The organism is Micromonospora sp. ATLC16 (assembly GCF_057196645.1).
In genome coordinates, this window is sequence record NZ_JBXUOW010000032.1 from 34,463 (window position 1) to 49,062 (window position 14,600).

Genomic DNA, 14,600 nt, shown 5'->3' on the forward strand with positions numbered 1-14,600 from the left:
ACACCAACCGGAGGTAGCCACCTGGCGAGGATAGAGGTTACCGGGCGTCAATGCGCGGCGGGCCACCGAGCCGGCGAAGGACGTCGGCGTGCAGCGCCCCGTTGCTGGCCAGGGTGCTGTTGTCGCCGCCAGCCGGAGCCGGACGGCCGGCCAGATCGGTGATCGTGCCGCCCGCTTCGGTCACGATGGGTACCAGTGCGGCCACGTCCCAGAGGGACAACTCGGGCTCGATCATCACGTCCAGCGCGCCCTCGGCCAACAGCATGTAACCGTAGAAGTCGCCGTAGGCCCGGCTGCGCCAGGTGTCCCGCATCAGTTGCAGCACCGCGTCGAGGCGGCCGGTCTCCTCCCAGCCCTCCAGGGAGGAGTAGCAGAGGCTGGCGTCGGCCAACCGGTTCACTGCGGAAGCCCGGATGCGCGTTCCGTGGGCGGCGTCCGGGCCCGCGTACGCCCCGGTGCCCTGCGCCGCCCACCAGCGGCGCCCCAGGGCCGGCGCGGAGACCAGCCCGGCGACTGGGCGGCCGTCCTCCAGCAGGGCGATCAGCGTGGCCCAGATCGGTACGCCCCGGACGAAGTTCTTGGTGCCGTCGATCGGGTCCACCACCCACTGGCGGCTGCCGGCGGCGGGTGTCGCGCCGTATTCCTCGCCGAGCAGCCCGTCGTCGGGCCGGTGCTCGGCAAGCAGGGCGCGGATCTCCCGTTCCACGGCGGTGTCCGCGTCGGAGACCGGGGTCAGGTCGGGCTTCGACTCGACCCTCAGATCCAGGGCACGGAACCGGGCCGTCGACAGGGCGTCGGCGGCGTCGGCGAGCCGGTGGGCGAGGGTCAGGTCAGCGGCGTACCCGGTCATGCCGGACACGGTAGCGACGCCGGCACCGGGCCATCGCCAGGGGCCGGGCGGCGATCCGTCGGCGCGCCGCGACGGCGGCACGTCGACCGCCGGGTCACTTCGGCCGCCCGGGCGGGTCGGGCTCGGTCCGTGAGTCGGTCTCCCCGGCCCGGGAGGCCAGCAGCCGGCGGTACGAGGCCAGCCGGCGTGGGTCGGCCCGCCCTGCCGCCACCCAGCCGTCGAGTGCGCAGTCGGCCTCGTCGGCCGTGTGTGGGCAGTTCGCCGGGCAGTCGGCGGTGGCTTCCACCAGATCCGGAAAGCCGTGCAGCAGGCTCTCTGCCGAGACGTGGGCAAGCCCGAAACTGCGTACCCCCGGGGTGTCCACGATCCAGCCCGGATCAGGTTGCGCGTCGGGTGGCGCGGGCAGCCGCAACGCCACCGCGCTGGTCGAGGTGTGCCGTCCCCGGCCGATCGCACTGACCGTGCCGACCGCCCGTTCGGCCTCCGGCACCAGGCGGTTGACAAGCGTCGACTTGCCCACCCCGGAGTGACCGACGAGCACCGAGACCCGGCCGGTCAACAGGCTGCGCAGCACGTCCAGCGGGGAGTCCGGCCGGATGAGCAGGTACGGCAGTTCGAGTTCGGTGTAGTAGTCGAGCACCTTCTCCGGCCCAGCCAGGTCGGCCTTGGTCAGGCAGAGCAGCGGTTCGATGTCCGCGTCGTACGCGGCGACCAGGCACCGGTCGATGAAGCCGGTACGCGGCGGCGGGTCGGCCAGCGCGCTGACGATCACGAGCTGGTCGGCGTTGGCGACGACGACCCGTTCCAGCCGCCCCTCGGCGGTGCTGGCGTCGTCCTCGGCGGTGCGCCGCAGCACGGACCGGCGTGCTTCGATCCGCACGATGCGGGCCAGCGCGCCGGACGAACCGGAGGTGTCGCCGACCAGCCCGACCCGGTCGCCGACCACGACCGACTTACGGCCCAACTCGCGGGCGCGCATCGCGGTGACGGTGGGATCGTCCGGGCCGGCACCGGGCAGGACGCAGGTGTACCGCCCACGGTCCACCGCGATGACGAAACCGTCCTTGGCGTCGGCGTGTCGGGGTCGGGTCCGGGTACGCGGGCGGGAGGGCCTGCCGGGCCGGACCCGGACGTCGTCCTCGTCGTACTCCCGCCGCCTGGTCGCCAGGGCCGCCCCTTCTTCCGCTCAGCTCTTACCGGTCACCAGTGCCGACCATAGCGCCGGGAACTCGGGCATGGTCTTCGAGGTGCACGACACGTCGTCCAGCTCGATGCCCGGCACCACCAGCCCGGCCACCGCCGCCGCGTGCGCCATCCGATGATCGTGGTAGGTGCGGAACACTCCGCCGTGCAGCGGCCGGGGCCGGATCTCCAGGCCGTCGGCCGACTCGGTGATGTCCGCGCCGAGCCCGGTGAACTCCCGGTTCAGCGCGGCCAGCCGGTCCGTCTCGTGGCCCCGGATGTGGCTGACCCCGGTGAACACCGAGGGCGAGTCGGCGAGCATGGCCAGCGCGGTCAGCGCCGGGGTCAGTTCGCTGACGTCGGACAGGTCGGCGTGCAAACCCTGCACCGCGCCGGTGCCGCGCACCGTCAACCCCTCGGTGGTGAGCGCGACCTCCGCCCCCGTCTGCTGCAACAGCGAGCGCAGCCGCTCCACCGGCTGGGCGCTGCCCCGCGCCGGCCAGCCGCGCAGGGTCACCTCGCCGCCGGTGACCAGGGCGGCGGCGAAGAACGGCACCGCGCCGGAGAGATCCGGCTCGATCTCCCAGCTGCGACCGGTCAGTGGCCCGGGCTCGACCGCCCAGACGTCGGGGGTGCTGTCGTCGACCGCGGCGCCGGCGGCGCGCAGCATCTGCACGGTCATCCGTAGGTGCGGTGCGGAGGGCACCGGCGGCCCGACGTGCCGGACCACCAGCCCTCGATCGAAGCGTGGGGCGGCGAGCAGCAGGCCGGAGACCAGTTGGCTGGAGGCCGAGGCGTCGATCACGACCTCGCCGCCGGTCACCCGGCCGGTGCCCAGCACCACCAGTGGCAGGCTGCCTGTGGCGGGGGTGTCGACGCGTACGCCGAGCGAACGCAGCGCCTCGATCAGCGGGCCGAGCGGGCGGGTGCGGGCGTGCGGGTCACCGTCGAGGGTGACCTGCCCGTCGGCCAGCCCCGCCACCGGTGGCACGAAGCGCATGATCGTGCCGGCGAGCCCCACGTCGACCTGGGCCGGGCCGAACAACCGGTGCGGCCGAACCAGCCAGCGGTCGTCGTCGGCGATCGAGACGTGGGCACCCATCGCCCGCAGCGCGGCGGCCATCAGCTCGGTGTCCCGGGCACGTAACGGCAGGGCCAGGGTCGAGGGCCCGGCGGCCAACGCGCTCAGCACCAGAGCCCGGTTGGTCATCGACTTGGAGCCGGGCAGGCGCAGTGACGCCGACACCGGGTCACTGGCCGTCGGTGCGGTCCACGGCTGTAGCGGCCGGGTCGCGGTCACATTCCCCACGGATACATTCTGCCGTGCCGTGGCCCGGTGGCCGCTACGGTGACCGGCCACTCCCGGGGATCGGGACAGCCGCTCGGCGTACCGCGCGCTAGCGTGAGCGACATGTGCGGTAGGTACGCCACGACCAGGAGCGCCGGTGACCTGAGCGGCCTTTTCGGGGCCGTCGACGAGACCGGTGACGGGCTGGTCGCCGACCACAACGTGGCGCCGACCGATCCGGTGCCGCTGGTCCGGGTCAGCGCCGAGGGGCACCGGACGCTCTCGTTGGGTCGCTGGGGTCTGGTGCCACCGTGGTCCCGTTCGCCCGCCGGTGCGGCCCGCATGATCAACGCGCGGGTCGAGACGGTCGCCACCAGCCGGGCGTACGCTCCGGCCTTCGCCCGCCGTCGGTGCCTGGTTCCGGCCGACGGCTGGTACGAGTGGGTGCGGTTGGCCGGCGGCACGAAACAGCCGTACTACATGACCCCACGCGACGGCTCGGTGCTCGCCTTCGCCGGCATCTGGTCGCGCTGGGACGGCCCGGACGCGACGCTGCTGACCTTCAGCGTGCTGACCACCGCGGCGCTCGGCGAACTGGCCGAGGTGCACGACCGGATGCCCCTGCTGCTGCCGCCCGAGCGCTGGGCGACCTGGCTGGGCGGCGACGAGGACCGGGCCGAGCTGCTCGTACCGCCGCCGATGGACTGGCTGGCCCGGTTGGAGGTGCGGCCGGTGGGCCAGGCCGTGGGTGATGTGCGTAACGACGGTCCGGGGCTGACCGCCCGGGTGCCGCTGACCCCTCCCGCCGAGCCGACGGAGATGACGCTCTTCTGATCCGCCCGGCGCATTGTCGGGAGTGATTTGCTGCGGTTGCGGGTGAAAGGTGACGCGTACGTTCTGCCAACTTCCCGGCGAAGTCTTGTCCCGGTGTGCGCAAATGCGATAGAACACAGCGCCGGTGGTGGGTGTCGTTCGCGTTGGGTGAACGATGCCCACCGATATTGCTGGTCCCACGGGGGAGGTGGGTGGATGACACGGGCGCGTATGCCCCGTCCGCACGAGGTGGCCGCCGCGCGACGTGATCCGCGACTGTTGCGGGCGTTGCGTGAGCGGCGACAGGACGAAGCCTGGCGTACCAGAGGCACCTGTCAGAACGTCGACCCGGAAACGTTCTTTCCGGCGCCGAACGAGCCGGCCGACGCGGCGGTGGCCCTGTGCCGCAGCTGCGACGTGCAGGGCTCCTGCCTGGCGTGGGCGCTGGAGGTCGGCGACTGTCACGGGGTCTGGGGTGGCACCATCCCGCGGGAGCGGCGGGCGATGCTGGTCGCCTGGCGCGGCGAGGTGCAACCCGATCCCGAGGCCGCCGGTGAACCGGGTCCGCCGGTACGCGACCGGCTGCTCACCCTGGTGCCGTTGAGCTGATCGACGGTGCCCGGTCCGTCGCGGCGGGTTCAATGGGGCGGTGCCACACGACGTCCTCGACACCCCACGCGGCGCCGCTCGGGTCGACACCGATCAACCGTCCGGCCCGGCCCGAGCCCTGCTGGTGCTGGGGCACGGGGCCGGCGGCGACGTCGACGCCCCGGATCTGGTCGCCCTGCGCGACGCGGCGCTCACCGCCGGGCTGGTGGTGGTGCGGGTGACCCAGCCGTACCGGGTCGCCGGCCGCCGCGCGCCCGCCCCGGCCGGGCAGCTCGACGAGGCGTGGTCCGCCGTGCTGACGGTGCTGCGGCGGCGGCATCCGGGCGTACCGCTGGTGGTCGGTGGCCGCTCCAGCGGCGCGCGGGTGGCCTGCCGGACGGCGACCGCGGTGGGCGCTGCCGGGGTGGTGGCACTCGCCTTCCCGCTGCACCCGCCCGGTCGACCGGAGCGGAGTCGGGCCGGTGAGCTGGTGACCGACGTGCCGACCCTGGTGGTGAACGGGGACCGGGATCCGTTCGGTGTGCCGGAACCGGGCCCGGGGATACGGGTGGTGGTCCGGCCGGGGGAACGGCACGACCTGCGGGGCGACCCGGTCGGCACGGCCGCCCTGGCGCTGGGCTGGCTGCGCGAGCACGGCTGGGCCACACCCTGACGGCGGTCGGGCGGTGGCCGGACCACCGTGCCCCGGGTGCCGTGTCCGTCGGCCGCGCCGCTTCGTTGCACCCGATGGTGTCCCTGTGCCCGTCCGGGCGGCGACACCGGGCTCCCAGGCCCTTCCTGGTCCCAACCACGGTCGCACCGCCGGGGCGGGGACCAGGAACGCCCGGGCCGGGCCGGAATGTCCCGCCCCATGGCGCGTGTTGAACACCTCGGACAACCACTGTGCGAGGGGGTGACCGGTGCCGACCGAGATCCGGAGCCGGAAACACGACGAGCGGGAGGCACGGCAGCTCAGGCAACTGCTGGCCGGCCCGAAGTGGCCGGCGGTGGTGCCACCGGTCGAGGTGGCGACGGGCACACCCGTCGGAACCGAATCTTCCGGAAGGCTGGTGCGCGTATCCTCGGCGGGAAAGCATCCAACCCGAGGGGATGTGCGGTTGACCACGGAGAAGACGGACGAGCGCAGGACCCGGTTCGAACGGGACGCGATGCCATTCGTCGATCAGCTGTACGCGGCCGGCCTGCGGATGACGCGTAACCCGGCGGATGCCGAGGATCTGGTTCAGGAGACCTACCTGAAGGCGTACGCCGCCTTCCACCAGTTCGAGCAGGGCACGAACCTGAAGGCCTGGCTCTACCGGATCCTGACCAACACCTACATCAACTCGTACCGCAAGCGGCAGCGCCAACCGGTGCAGGCGCCCACCGACGAGATCACCGACTGGCAGCTGGCCGAGGCGGAGTCGCACACCTCCAGCGGGCTGCGGTCCGCCGAGACCGAGGCGCTGGACCGGCTGCCGGACAGCGACGTCAAGGAGGCCCTCCAGCAGTTGCCGGAGGAGTTCCGGCTGGCGGTCTACCTCACCGATGTCGAGGGCTTCTCCTACAAGGAGGTCGCCGACATCATGGGCACGCCGATCGGCACGGTGATGTCGCGGTTGCACCGTGGGCGTCGTAATCTGCGCAAGCTGCTTGAGGGGTACGCCGCGGAGCGGGGTTTCTCCGCGGCCCAGCCGGCCCGGAGTTCGACCGCCACCGGCCGGGAGGTGTGACGTGAGCTGTGGAGATCCGCACGAGACGGACTGCCGTGAGGTGCTCGCCGAGGTCCACCTCTACCTCGACCTGGAGTGCGCGGAGGAACGGCGGACGCTGATCCGGCACCATCTCGACGAGTGTGGTCCCTGCCTGCGCGAGTACGGCATCGAGCAGGAGGTCAAGGCGCTGGTGGCCCGCTGCTGCGGCAACGAGGCCGCGCCGGACGAGCTGCGCGAACGGCTGCGGGTGCGGATCACCGAGCTCGTCGTCTTCGAGACCAGCGAGTCGCGCGAACTGGCCGACTGACAAGCGCCGGTGCCCGGGTCGATTCCGACCCGGGCACCGTGATGTCCGTCGTCCGATCGCGGCGGGCAGCCGCCCGCCCGCTCAGGAGTTGGGGCGCTTGCCGTGGTTCGCGGCGCTCTTCTTACGGGCCTTCTTCTTACGGGCCTTCTTCGCCATGGTGACCTCCTCGTGATGGCCGGATCGGGCTGGGTACGACCCCGTCAGCGGGCGCTGGCGCCCTTGCCGGCGTCGGATCCCGACCCGTTGATGCTAGTGCCGGCGGTGCGGGCGGGCTGCTCCCGGGGCCGCACCGTGCCCACCGGCCGCCCGCTCATGATTGGATGCGTCACAGGAGCCGCGAGGAAGGGGCCGGGAGATGGCCGAGGAGATCCGCGCCGAGATGGTGGCGAACGTCTGGAAGGTCGTCGCGTCGGCCGGGGACACCGTGTCCGAGGGGGACACCCTGGTGATCCTGGAGTCGATGAAGATGGAGATCCCGGTGATCGCCGAGTCCGGCGGTGTCGTGCAGCGGCTCGCGGTGAACGAGGGCGACCTGGTGCAGGACGGTGACCTGATTGCGGTGATCGATTGAGTGACCTGCTGATCCGCCTGATCGAGACCGCCGATGTCGCCGCGGTCGCCCGACTCACCGTCGCCGCGTACGAGGCGGACGGGCAGCTGAAGGGCGAGAGCGGCTATGCGGACGTGCTGGCCGACGTACCTTCCCGGGCGGAGCACGGTGACGTGCTGGTGGCCGTGGAGCCGGCGACCGGTCAACTGCTCGGCTCGGTCACCTTCGTGTTGCCCGGCACCCGGTACGCCGAGATGTGCGGCCCGGGGGAGGCGGAGTTCCGGATGCTGGCGGTGGACCCGAGCGCGCAGGGGCGGGGCGCCGGCGCCGCACTGGTCGAGGCGTGTGTCGCACGGGCGATCGAGCTGGGCTGCACCGCGTTGACCATCTGCGTGCGCGAGGGCCTCGCCGAGCCGGCGCATCGGCTCTACCGCAGGCGTGGCTTCGTCCGCCGGCCCGAGCGGGACTGGAGCCCGTTTCCCGGCGTGAACCTGCTCGCCCTGCGGCTACCGCTCGGCTAGCCGGGGACGCGGCTCACGGGCGGCTGGGCGGTGCGGCGATCGCGGCGAGCAGTTCGTCGGCGACCTCCAGGGCCACCCGCTTACGCTCGGCGTCGGTGATGTCCGGCAGGCGTACGGCGAACCAGCTGCCGTGCACGGCGAACAGGGCCAGCACGGCACGGAGCTGGGCGCCGGGGGAGTCGTCGCCCTGGCAGAGCGCGGTGGCCAACCGGAACATCCGGCAGCGCAGCTCCCGGCCGGCGGAGAGACTCTTCAGCGCGGTCTGGTTCTGCTCGAAGAACCGCATCACCGACGGCTGCTCGCCACTGAACATGGCGTCGGCGTACCGCTCGATGACGGCTCTGCGGGTGGCCAGCGTGGCCGGCTGGCTCTCGGCCCACGAGATCAGGGCATCCATCCGCTCCAGTCGATCCTTCACCACGCTGGAGACGATCTCGTCCTTGCTCTTGAAGTGGTAGTAGAGCGCGGCCTTGGTCACCCCGAGTCGCTCGGCCACCTCGCGCAGGGACGTCGCCTCGTAGCCCTGCTCGGTGAAGAGCTCCAGCGCCACGGCCTTGATCCGCTCGCGGGTGCCGCCGGTGCTCTGACTCACCCGTACCTGCCAATCCGGTTGACCGTCTTTGCCTGTCCAACTTACCGTCCGGCTAGTAAGGTAACTAGCCGGACGGCAAGTAAGTGTGCCGCATCTCGGGGGGAGAGCTTACCGATGGCCCAGCAGAACCAGGCTGCCGTGCGACCCAATGTCCGGGTCGTGCTCTTTGGTCTGATGATCGCCATCATGCTGGCGATGCTCGACAACATGATCGTCAGCACCGCGCTGCCGCGCATCGTGGGCGAGTTCGGCGGGCTCAACCACTTCACCTGGGTGGTGACCGCGTACGTGCTGGGTACCACCGTCTCCACCCCGATCTGGGGCAAGCTCGGCGACCTGTACGGCCGTAAGACGGTCTTCCTCACCGCTGTGGTGATCTTCCTCGTCGGCTCCGCGCTGTGCGGCATGGCCGGCTCGGGATTCCTCGGCGGCGCCGACGACGGCATGGTCCAGTTGATTGCCTTCCGGGCCGTCCAGGGTCTGGGCGCCGGTGGCCTGATGGTGGGCGTCATGGCGATCATCGGTGATCTGGTGCCGCCCCGCGAGCGCGGCCGCTACCAGGGCATGATCGCCGGGATCATGGCGATCGCGATGGTCGCCGGCCCGCTGGTCGGCGGCTTCATCACCGATCACCTCTCCTGGCGCTGGGCGTTCTACGTCAACCTGCCACTGGGCGGTGTGGCGCTGGTGCTGCTGATCGCCACCATGCACCTGCCCAAATACCGCACCGAGCACCGCATCGACTGGCTCGGCGCCGCCCTGCTGTCGGTCGGCATCACCGGGATCGTGTTGATCACCACCTGGGGCGGCAACGAGTATGCCTGGGCCTCCCCGCAGATCTTCGGCCTCGCCGTACTGGCCGCGGCGGCGCTGGTGGTGTTCGGGTTCGTCGAGCGTCGGGTCTCCGAGCCGATCCTGCCGCTGCGGCTCTTCGCCAACCGGAACTTCGCCCTCATCTCGATGATCGGCTTCCTGCTCGGCTTCGCGATGTTCGGCGCGATCAACTTCCTGCCGCTCTACCAGCAGACCGTGCAGGGCGCGTCGGCCACCAACTCCGGCCTGCTGCTGCTGCCGTTGATGTTCGGCATGCTGCTGGTATCGCTGGTCGCCGGCCGGGCGATCACCCGGACCGGCCGGTACCGGATCTTCCCGATCATCGGCGGCGGGGTGATGACGGTCGGGCTCGCCCTGCTGAGCCTGCTCGACGTGGACACCAGCAGGTTCTTCTCGTCGCTCTACATGCTCGTGCTCGGTGCCGGCATGGGCTTCCTCATGCAGACCTCCATGCTGATCGCGCAGAACAGCGTCGGCCAGAAGGACCTGGGGGCGGCCAGCGGAGCGGCCACCTTCTTCCGGTCCATCGGTGGGTCGTTCGGCATCTCGTTGTTCGGCGCCATCTTCGCCAACCGGCTGGCCGGCTCGGCCGCCGGCGACGCGTTCAGCGGTGGCGGTGAGGCTGGCGCGGCGGTGAACATCGAACAGCTGCGGGAACTGCCGGCGCAGGCCCGCGAGGTGGTGCTCGGTGGGCTCGCCGACGCGATCTCGCACGTGTTCCTCTGGGCGGTGCTCTTCGCCGTCGTGGTACCGGTCCTGGCCTGGTTCATCCGCGAGATCCCGTTGCGTACGAGCAACGAGCCGGAGCCGGACAGCAGCGGGCAGGAGCAGGCCGAGACCGAGCTGGCTCGGTCACCGGCCGTCTGAGGCCCCAGGCACGCTCAAGGCGTGCCGCGCGGGCGAGTCCGCCACGGGGGCAGGAGACGACGCAGCAAGGCACGCAGCGCACCGCGACGCTGGCCGGCGGTCACCCCGGCCAGCGTCCGGGCGGTGGCGGTGGTCTCCGGGTCGAGGTCCGGCGTGGCCAACGCCAGGTGTGCCAGGGAGGCCGCATTGGGCAGCTGATGGTGCCGGGCCGCCGCCAGTCGCTCCGCGACCAGTTCGGCCACGTCCCGGCGGACCAACGGATCGACCCAGGCGGCGGTCACCAGGGCGAACAGGGCCGCCTCGGCGACCTCTGGCACCTCGCGCGCCAACTCCACCAACACCCGCCGCCGGGTGGAACCAGCCCACGGCTCGTCGGTGCGGTGATGCAGCAGCCCGAGGCAGGTCCAGACCTGCACGCAGCGCAACCACAGTGCCGGGTCCTGACCGGAGAGCACCCGCCCCAGCGCGGTCTGCGGGGTCTCCGGCGGATGGGCCAGCAGGCCGAGCAGGTCGGCCAGATCGAGCGTGGCCAGGCCGACAGCCGCGTCGTAGGCCGCCGGTGGATGCGGCCAGGCCGGGTGGGCGAGTTCCCGTAGCCGGCGGGCGGCCTCCGCCGACGGCGGCGGTGGCGTGGGGCGCGGCGGCGGCTGCGATCTGTCGTGCCCGGTGCCGGTTTGCCCGCTCGTCCCGCTGGCCGGGGCCACCGGGGTCAGCTGACCCAGCCAGGGGCGGCCGCGACAGCATTCGGCCAGGTCGCCGTGCTCGTGCGAGTCGTCCGGATGATCGCGGATGAAGTCCGCCAGCGCCACCAGGTGACGCACCGTACCGTCGCGTAGGAACCGCAGGCGGTGCGCGGTGTGCACCGCGCAGTCGAAGGACGGGTTGCGGGCCAGGGCACGCTCGATCCAGACCAGCGCCGCCTCCAGCCGGCCGTGGTCGGCCAGGGTGCCGGCGATGTCGGCGTATACCGCCAGGTCGTCCGGGTCGTGCTCGACGGCGCGGCGTAGCGCGGCAAGCGCCTCCCGGGTCCGGCCGGCGCTGCGCAGCGCGTACCCGAGCCACACCTCGCCGATCTTCGACGGCGCCGCGCGTACTCCCCGGCTGGCCCAGCGGACCGCGAGCGGAATCTCCTCCACCCGCCGGGCTAGCGCGGACGCCGTGCCCAGCAGCAGCGCGTGCTCCGGGTGAACGGTGATCGCGTTGCGGGCCAGCGTGAGGTACGGCGCCAGGGCGCTGCGGTTCGGCGGCGGAACGGGGTCGGGAACGGCGGCGCAGACCTGCATCAGTACCCGGGCCGCCTGCTCGGGTCCGAGACGCTCGGCCAACTCGGGCGAGGTCACCCAGGGGACGCCCGCCCAGTCCGCGTCGGGTGCGTGCGCGGTGGCGGCGACCAGCAGATCAAGGCCGTCGGCCGGGCGGCCGGCCGCGGCGAGCAGGTGTGCCCGGGCAACCACGGCGCCGACGAAGGTGTGGTGCTGCAGCGGGAACAGGTCGACCCCGCCGTCGCCGCTGGCGGCGGCCAGCCGGGCGAGGATCTCGTGGACCTCGGGCAGTGTCGGTGCCCGGGCCAGCGCCGCCGCGACGTGGTCGGCGGCGTGCGACAGCTCGCCGGAATCCAGGGCCCGTCGGGCCAGGATCAGCTCCTCCGTCGCCGGCAGCGCCCGATCGTCCGTTCCCTCGGCCACGTGGTCCTCTCGCTCGTTGGTACCGACTGCGCGGTGAGGTCGGGTCAGCGTAGGGGACGAGATCCAGTTTTGGTGATCCAATGCGTACTCCTGCTCGTTTTATTGCTTGTAATGGCACAAAGGTGCAAGACTGAGCAGCAATCGCGCGGATAATGCGCAGGGGAGGAGTTCCGTGACGCGCCCAGGTAGCGGCATGGCCGCCGACATCGACGAGCAGCCGGCCGGTTACGAGCGGTTGCTCTCCACCGAGCACGCCACCGCCATCGCCCGGGTGGCCGCAGCCGTCGCCGAGCGCCGCCCCCGGCACGTGGTTTTCACCGCACGGGGCACCTCGGACCACGCCGCGCTCTACGGCGCCTACCTCAGCGAGATCCGCCTCGGCCTGCCGGCTGGTCTGGCCTCGCCGAGCGTGGTCACCCTCTTCGGCGCCCGGCCGGACCTCTCCGACGCCCTGGTCGTCGGGGTCAGTCAGAGCGGCGGATCTCCCGACCTGACGGAGGTGCTCCGGGCCGCCCGCGACTCCGGTGCCCTCACCCTCGCTGTCACCAACGCCCCGGACTCCCCGCTGGCGACGACCGCGGAACTCTCCGTGGACATCGCGGCGGGACATGAACGGGCGGTGGCCGCCACCAAGACCTACACGGCCGAGTTGCTCGCCCTGCTGGTGCTGGTGGAGGGGATCCGGGCCGGTGACGGCGTGCTGCCCGCCGAGGAGCGCCGGGCGTTGGCCGACCTGCCCGAGCTGGCCGCCCGCACCCTCACCGACCCCGTTGCGGCTCAGCTCGCGCCGCGTTACCGCTTCGCCGCCCAGATCGTCACCACCGGCCGGGGATACGCGTACCCGACCGCCCGGGAGGCGGCGCTGAAGCTGATGGAGACGTCCTACCTGCCGGCGTTGGCGTTCTCCGGCGCCGACCTGCTGCACGGGCCGCTGGCCATGACCGATCCGGACGTGCCGGTGCTGGCGGTGGTCGGCTCGGGGCCGGGCGGGCGGTCGATGGGCGAGGTGCTGCCCCGGCTCGGTGAGCGCCGCGCCGACGTGGTGGTGGTCGGCTCCGCGGAGATCGACGGCGCCACCCGCCTCGCCGTGCCCGAGGTCGACGAGCGGTACGCCCCGCTGCTGGACATCCTGCCGTTGCAGCGGCTGGCGCTGGCGCTCGCCCTGACCCGGGGCGAGGACCCGGACGCGCCGCGCGGCTTGAAGAAGGTCACCGCGACGATGTGACGGTCGGCGTGGCACGCTGGTCGGCGTGTCAACGCTGCGCGATCTCGCCGAGGAGCACACCCGCCTGCGCCGGGTCGACATCGACCACCTGCACCGCATCGCCGGTGACTGGCAGTTGCTGTCCGACCTCTCCTTCGCCGACCTGCTGCTCTGGGTTCCGGTGGACGGCGAGGGCAGCTTCCTCTGCGTGGCCCAGGTCCGCCCGACCACCGCGCCCACCGCGTACCAGGACGACCAGGTGGGACGGATCGTCGGCGGCCCGGAGGTGGCGCACCTGGAGGTCGCCTACGGGCAGGGGCGTATCTGGCGGGAGGGCGACCCGGTCTGGTACGGCGACGTGCCCGCCCGGCACGAGGCGATCCCGGTCCGACTACGCACGGCCGACGGCGAATCCGGCGAGGTGATCGCCGTGGTGGGCCGGGACACCAACCTCTCCACCGCGCGTACCCCCAGCCAGTTGGAGTTGAACTACCTGACCACCGCCGACGACCTGGCGCAGATGATCGCCGACGGTACCTTTCCGCCGCCCCGGCATCCGGGCGAGACCACCTCGGCGCCGCGGGTCGGTGACGGGCTGGTGCGGTTGGACGCCGGTGGCAAGGTCACCTACGCCAGCCCCAACGCCCAGTCGGCGTACCGTCGCCTCGGTCACGCCTCGCTCCTGGTCGGTGAGGACCTCGCGGCGCTGCACCGGCGGCTGGCCGGTGATCCTTTGGAGGGTACGGACGCCGCGAACGGCATCCTCGCCGCGTTGCGCGGCGAGGGGCTGCCGCGGCGGGAGATCGACGCGCGGGGGGCGACCATGCTCACCCGGGCCCTGCCACTGATGCCCGCCGGTGTGCCGATCGGCGCGCTGGTGCTGGTCCGCGACATCACCGAGGTACGCCGACGTGACCGCGCGCTGATCACCAAGGACGCCACCATCCGGGAGATCCACCATCGGGTGAAGAACAACCTGCAGACGGTCGCGGCGCTGCTGCGCCTCCAGGCCCGCCGGGTGTCCATGCCGGAGGCGCGGGTCGCCCTGGAGGAGTCCGTACGCCGGGTGGCGTCGATCGCCCTGGTGCACGAGACCCTCGCCATGTCCAGCGACGAGGCGGTGGAGTTCGACGGGATCGTCGACCGGGTGGCCAACGCGGCCACCGAGGTGGCGGCGACCGAGGTGAGCGTCGCGATGCGCCGTACGGGCACCTTCGGCGTGCTGCCGGCCGAGATCGCCACCTCACTGGTGATGGTGCTCAACGAGCTGCTGCTCAACGCCGTCGAACACGGCTTCCCGCCGGCCGGTGACGATGCTCCGGTGACCGTCGGGCCGGCGAAGCCCGAGGTGGTGGTCTCGGCGCACCGGCTCCGCCGGATGCTGCATGTCACCGTCGCGGACAACGGCCGGGGCCTGCCGGCGGGGTTCGAAGCCGAGGGCGCCGCCAAGCTCGGGTTGCAGATCGTCCGGGCGCTGGTCACCGGGGAACTGCGTGGCACCATCGAGTTGCGCCCCGGCGCGGCCGGCGGCACCGAGGCGTTTCTGGCCCTTCCGCTGGCGCGCAGCGCCCCCGAGGGCCGGTCCGGAGGGTGACCTCTTGCCC

General features: G+C 72.3%; 16 protein-coding genes. 10 read left to right on the plus strand and 6 right to left on the minus strand.

Annotated elements, in window-relative coordinates; translation table 11 throughout:
- Positions 1 to 37 precede the first annotated feature (37 nt).
- From hisN to aroA, 3 genes are all read right to left on the minus strand, one after another.
- A complete protein-coding gene (gene hisN, locus AC2CHE_RS15575; protein WP_484505601.1) occupies positions 38 to 850 on the minus strand; it encodes a histidinol-phosphatase in 813 nt (270 codons plus the stop codon).
- 94 nt (positions 851 to 944) lie between these two features.
- Positions 945 to 2,018 (minus strand): ribosome small subunit-dependent GTPase A, encoded by a 1,074-nt coding sequence (rsgA, locus tag AC2CHE_RS15580; RefSeq protein ID WP_484505630.1) that lies wholly within the window; start codon positions 2,016 to 2,018, stop codon positions 945 to 947.
- 18 nt (positions 2,019 to 2,036) lie between these two features.
- Positions 2,037 to 3,341 (minus strand): 3-phosphoshikimate 1-carboxyvinyltransferase, encoded by a 1,305-nt coding sequence (gene aroA, locus AC2CHE_RS15585; RefSeq protein WP_484505602.1) that lies wholly within the window; start codon positions 3,339 to 3,341, stop codon positions 2,037 to 2,039.
- Positions 3,342 to 3,443: 102 nt separating this feature from the next.
- Here aroA and AC2CHE_RS15590 point away from each other — a divergent pair, with 102 nt between their 5' ends.
- The 5 genes from AC2CHE_RS15590 to rsrA all read left to right on the plus strand — a co-directional run bounded on the left by AC2CHE_RS15590 (position 3,444) and on the right by rsrA (position 6,743).
- Complete coding sequence (locus AC2CHE_RS15590) at positions 3,444 to 4,154, plus strand: SOS response-associated peptidase (RefSeq protein ID WP_484505603.1); 711 nt, start codon at positions 3,444 to 3,446, stop codon at positions 4,152 to 4,154.
- 195 nt (positions 4,155 to 4,349) lie between these two features.
- Positions 4,350 to 4,742 carry a WhiB family transcriptional regulator gene (locus tag AC2CHE_RS15595; RefSeq protein ID WP_484505604.1) on the plus strand — a complete coding sequence of 131 codons (393 nt, stop codon included), beginning with the start codon at positions 4,350 to 4,352 and terminating at the stop codon, positions 4,740 to 4,742.
- A 40-nt stretch (positions 4,743 to 4,782) separates the two neighbouring features.
- Positions 4,783 to 5,394: an alpha/beta hydrolase family protein gene (locus AC2CHE_RS15600; protein WP_484505605.1), complete on the plus strand. Its 612-nt coding sequence runs from the start codon at positions 4,783 to 4,785 to the stop codon at positions 5,392 to 5,394.
- Positions 5,395 to 5,641: 247 nt separating this feature from the next.
- Complete coding sequence (locus tag AC2CHE_RS15605) at positions 5,642 to 6,454, plus strand: sigma-70 family RNA polymerase sigma factor (RefSeq protein WP_484505606.1); 813 nt, start codon at positions 5,642 to 5,644, stop codon at positions 6,452 to 6,454.
- 1 nt (position 6,455) lies between these two features.
- Entirely contained in the window at positions 6,456 to 6,743 is a 288-nt protein-coding gene (rsrA, locus tag AC2CHE_RS15610; RefSeq protein WP_484505607.1) for a mycothiol system anti-sigma-R factor, read from the plus strand.
- Between the two features lie 81 nt (positions 6,744 to 6,824).
- On the opposite strand, the gene AC2CHE_RS15615 is transcribed toward rsrA, so the two are convergent.
- Positions 6,825 to 6,899 carry a 50S ribosomal protein bL37 gene (locus AC2CHE_RS15615; protein ID WP_370461611.1) on the minus strand — a complete coding sequence of 25 codons (75 nt, stop codon included), beginning with the start codon at positions 6,897 to 6,899 and terminating at the stop codon, positions 6,825 to 6,827.
- A gap of 199 nt (positions 6,900 to 7,098) precedes the next feature.
- Between AC2CHE_RS15615 and AC2CHE_RS15620 the strand changes: the two genes are divergently transcribed.
- Positions 7,099 to 7,314 (plus strand): biotin/lipoyl-binding carrier protein, encoded by a 216-nt coding sequence (locus tag AC2CHE_RS15620; protein ID WP_484505608.1) that lies wholly within the window; start codon positions 7,099 to 7,101, stop codon positions 7,312 to 7,314.
- Positions 7,311 to 7,814, plus strand: coding sequence for a GNAT family N-acetyltransferase (locus AC2CHE_RS15625; RefSeq protein ID WP_484505609.1), 504 nt, complete (start codon positions 7,311 to 7,313; stop codon positions 7,812 to 7,814). The genes AC2CHE_RS15620 and AC2CHE_RS15625 overlap by 4 nt, the downstream gene beginning before the upstream one ends.
- Positions 7,815 to 7,827: 13 nt before the next feature.
- Here AC2CHE_RS15625 and AC2CHE_RS15630 read toward each other — a convergent pair whose 3' ends face one another.
- Positions 7,828 to 8,406 carry a TetR/AcrR family transcriptional regulator gene (locus tag AC2CHE_RS15630; protein ID WP_484505610.1) on the minus strand — a complete coding sequence of 193 codons (579 nt, stop codon included), beginning with the start codon at positions 8,404 to 8,406 and terminating at the stop codon, positions 7,828 to 7,830.
- Positions 8,407 to 8,520: 114 nt separating this feature from the next.
- Here AC2CHE_RS15630 and AC2CHE_RS15635 point away from each other — a divergent pair, with 114 nt between their 5' ends.
- Positions 8,521 to 10,107 (plus strand): MDR family MFS transporter, encoded by a 1,587-nt coding sequence (locus tag AC2CHE_RS15635; protein ID WP_484505611.1) that lies wholly within the window; start codon positions 8,521 to 8,523, stop codon positions 10,105 to 10,107.
- Between the two features lie 14 nt (positions 10,108 to 10,121).
- Here AC2CHE_RS15635 and AC2CHE_RS15640 read toward each other — a convergent pair whose 3' ends face one another.
- Positions 10,122 to 11,792, minus strand: a complete 1,671-nt coding sequence (locus AC2CHE_RS15640; RefSeq protein WP_484505612.1) for a tetratricopeptide repeat protein — start codon at positions 11,790 to 11,792, stop codon at positions 10,122 to 10,124.
- Positions 11,793 to 11,985: 193 nt separating this feature from the next.
- Here AC2CHE_RS15640 and AC2CHE_RS15645 point away from each other — a divergent pair, with 193 nt between their 5' ends.
- A complete protein-coding gene (locus tag AC2CHE_RS15645) occupies positions 11,986 to 13,017 on the plus strand; it encodes an SIS domain-containing protein (protein WP_484505631.1) in 1,032 nt (343 codons plus the stop codon).
- A 25-nt stretch (positions 13,018 to 13,042) separates the two neighbouring features.
- Positions 13,043 to 14,590, plus strand: a complete 1,548-nt coding sequence (locus tag AC2CHE_RS15650) for a sensor histidine kinase (protein ID WP_484505613.1) — start codon at positions 13,043 to 13,045, stop codon at positions 14,588 to 14,590.
- The last annotated feature ends 10 nt before the right edge of the window (positions 14,591 to 14,600 follow it).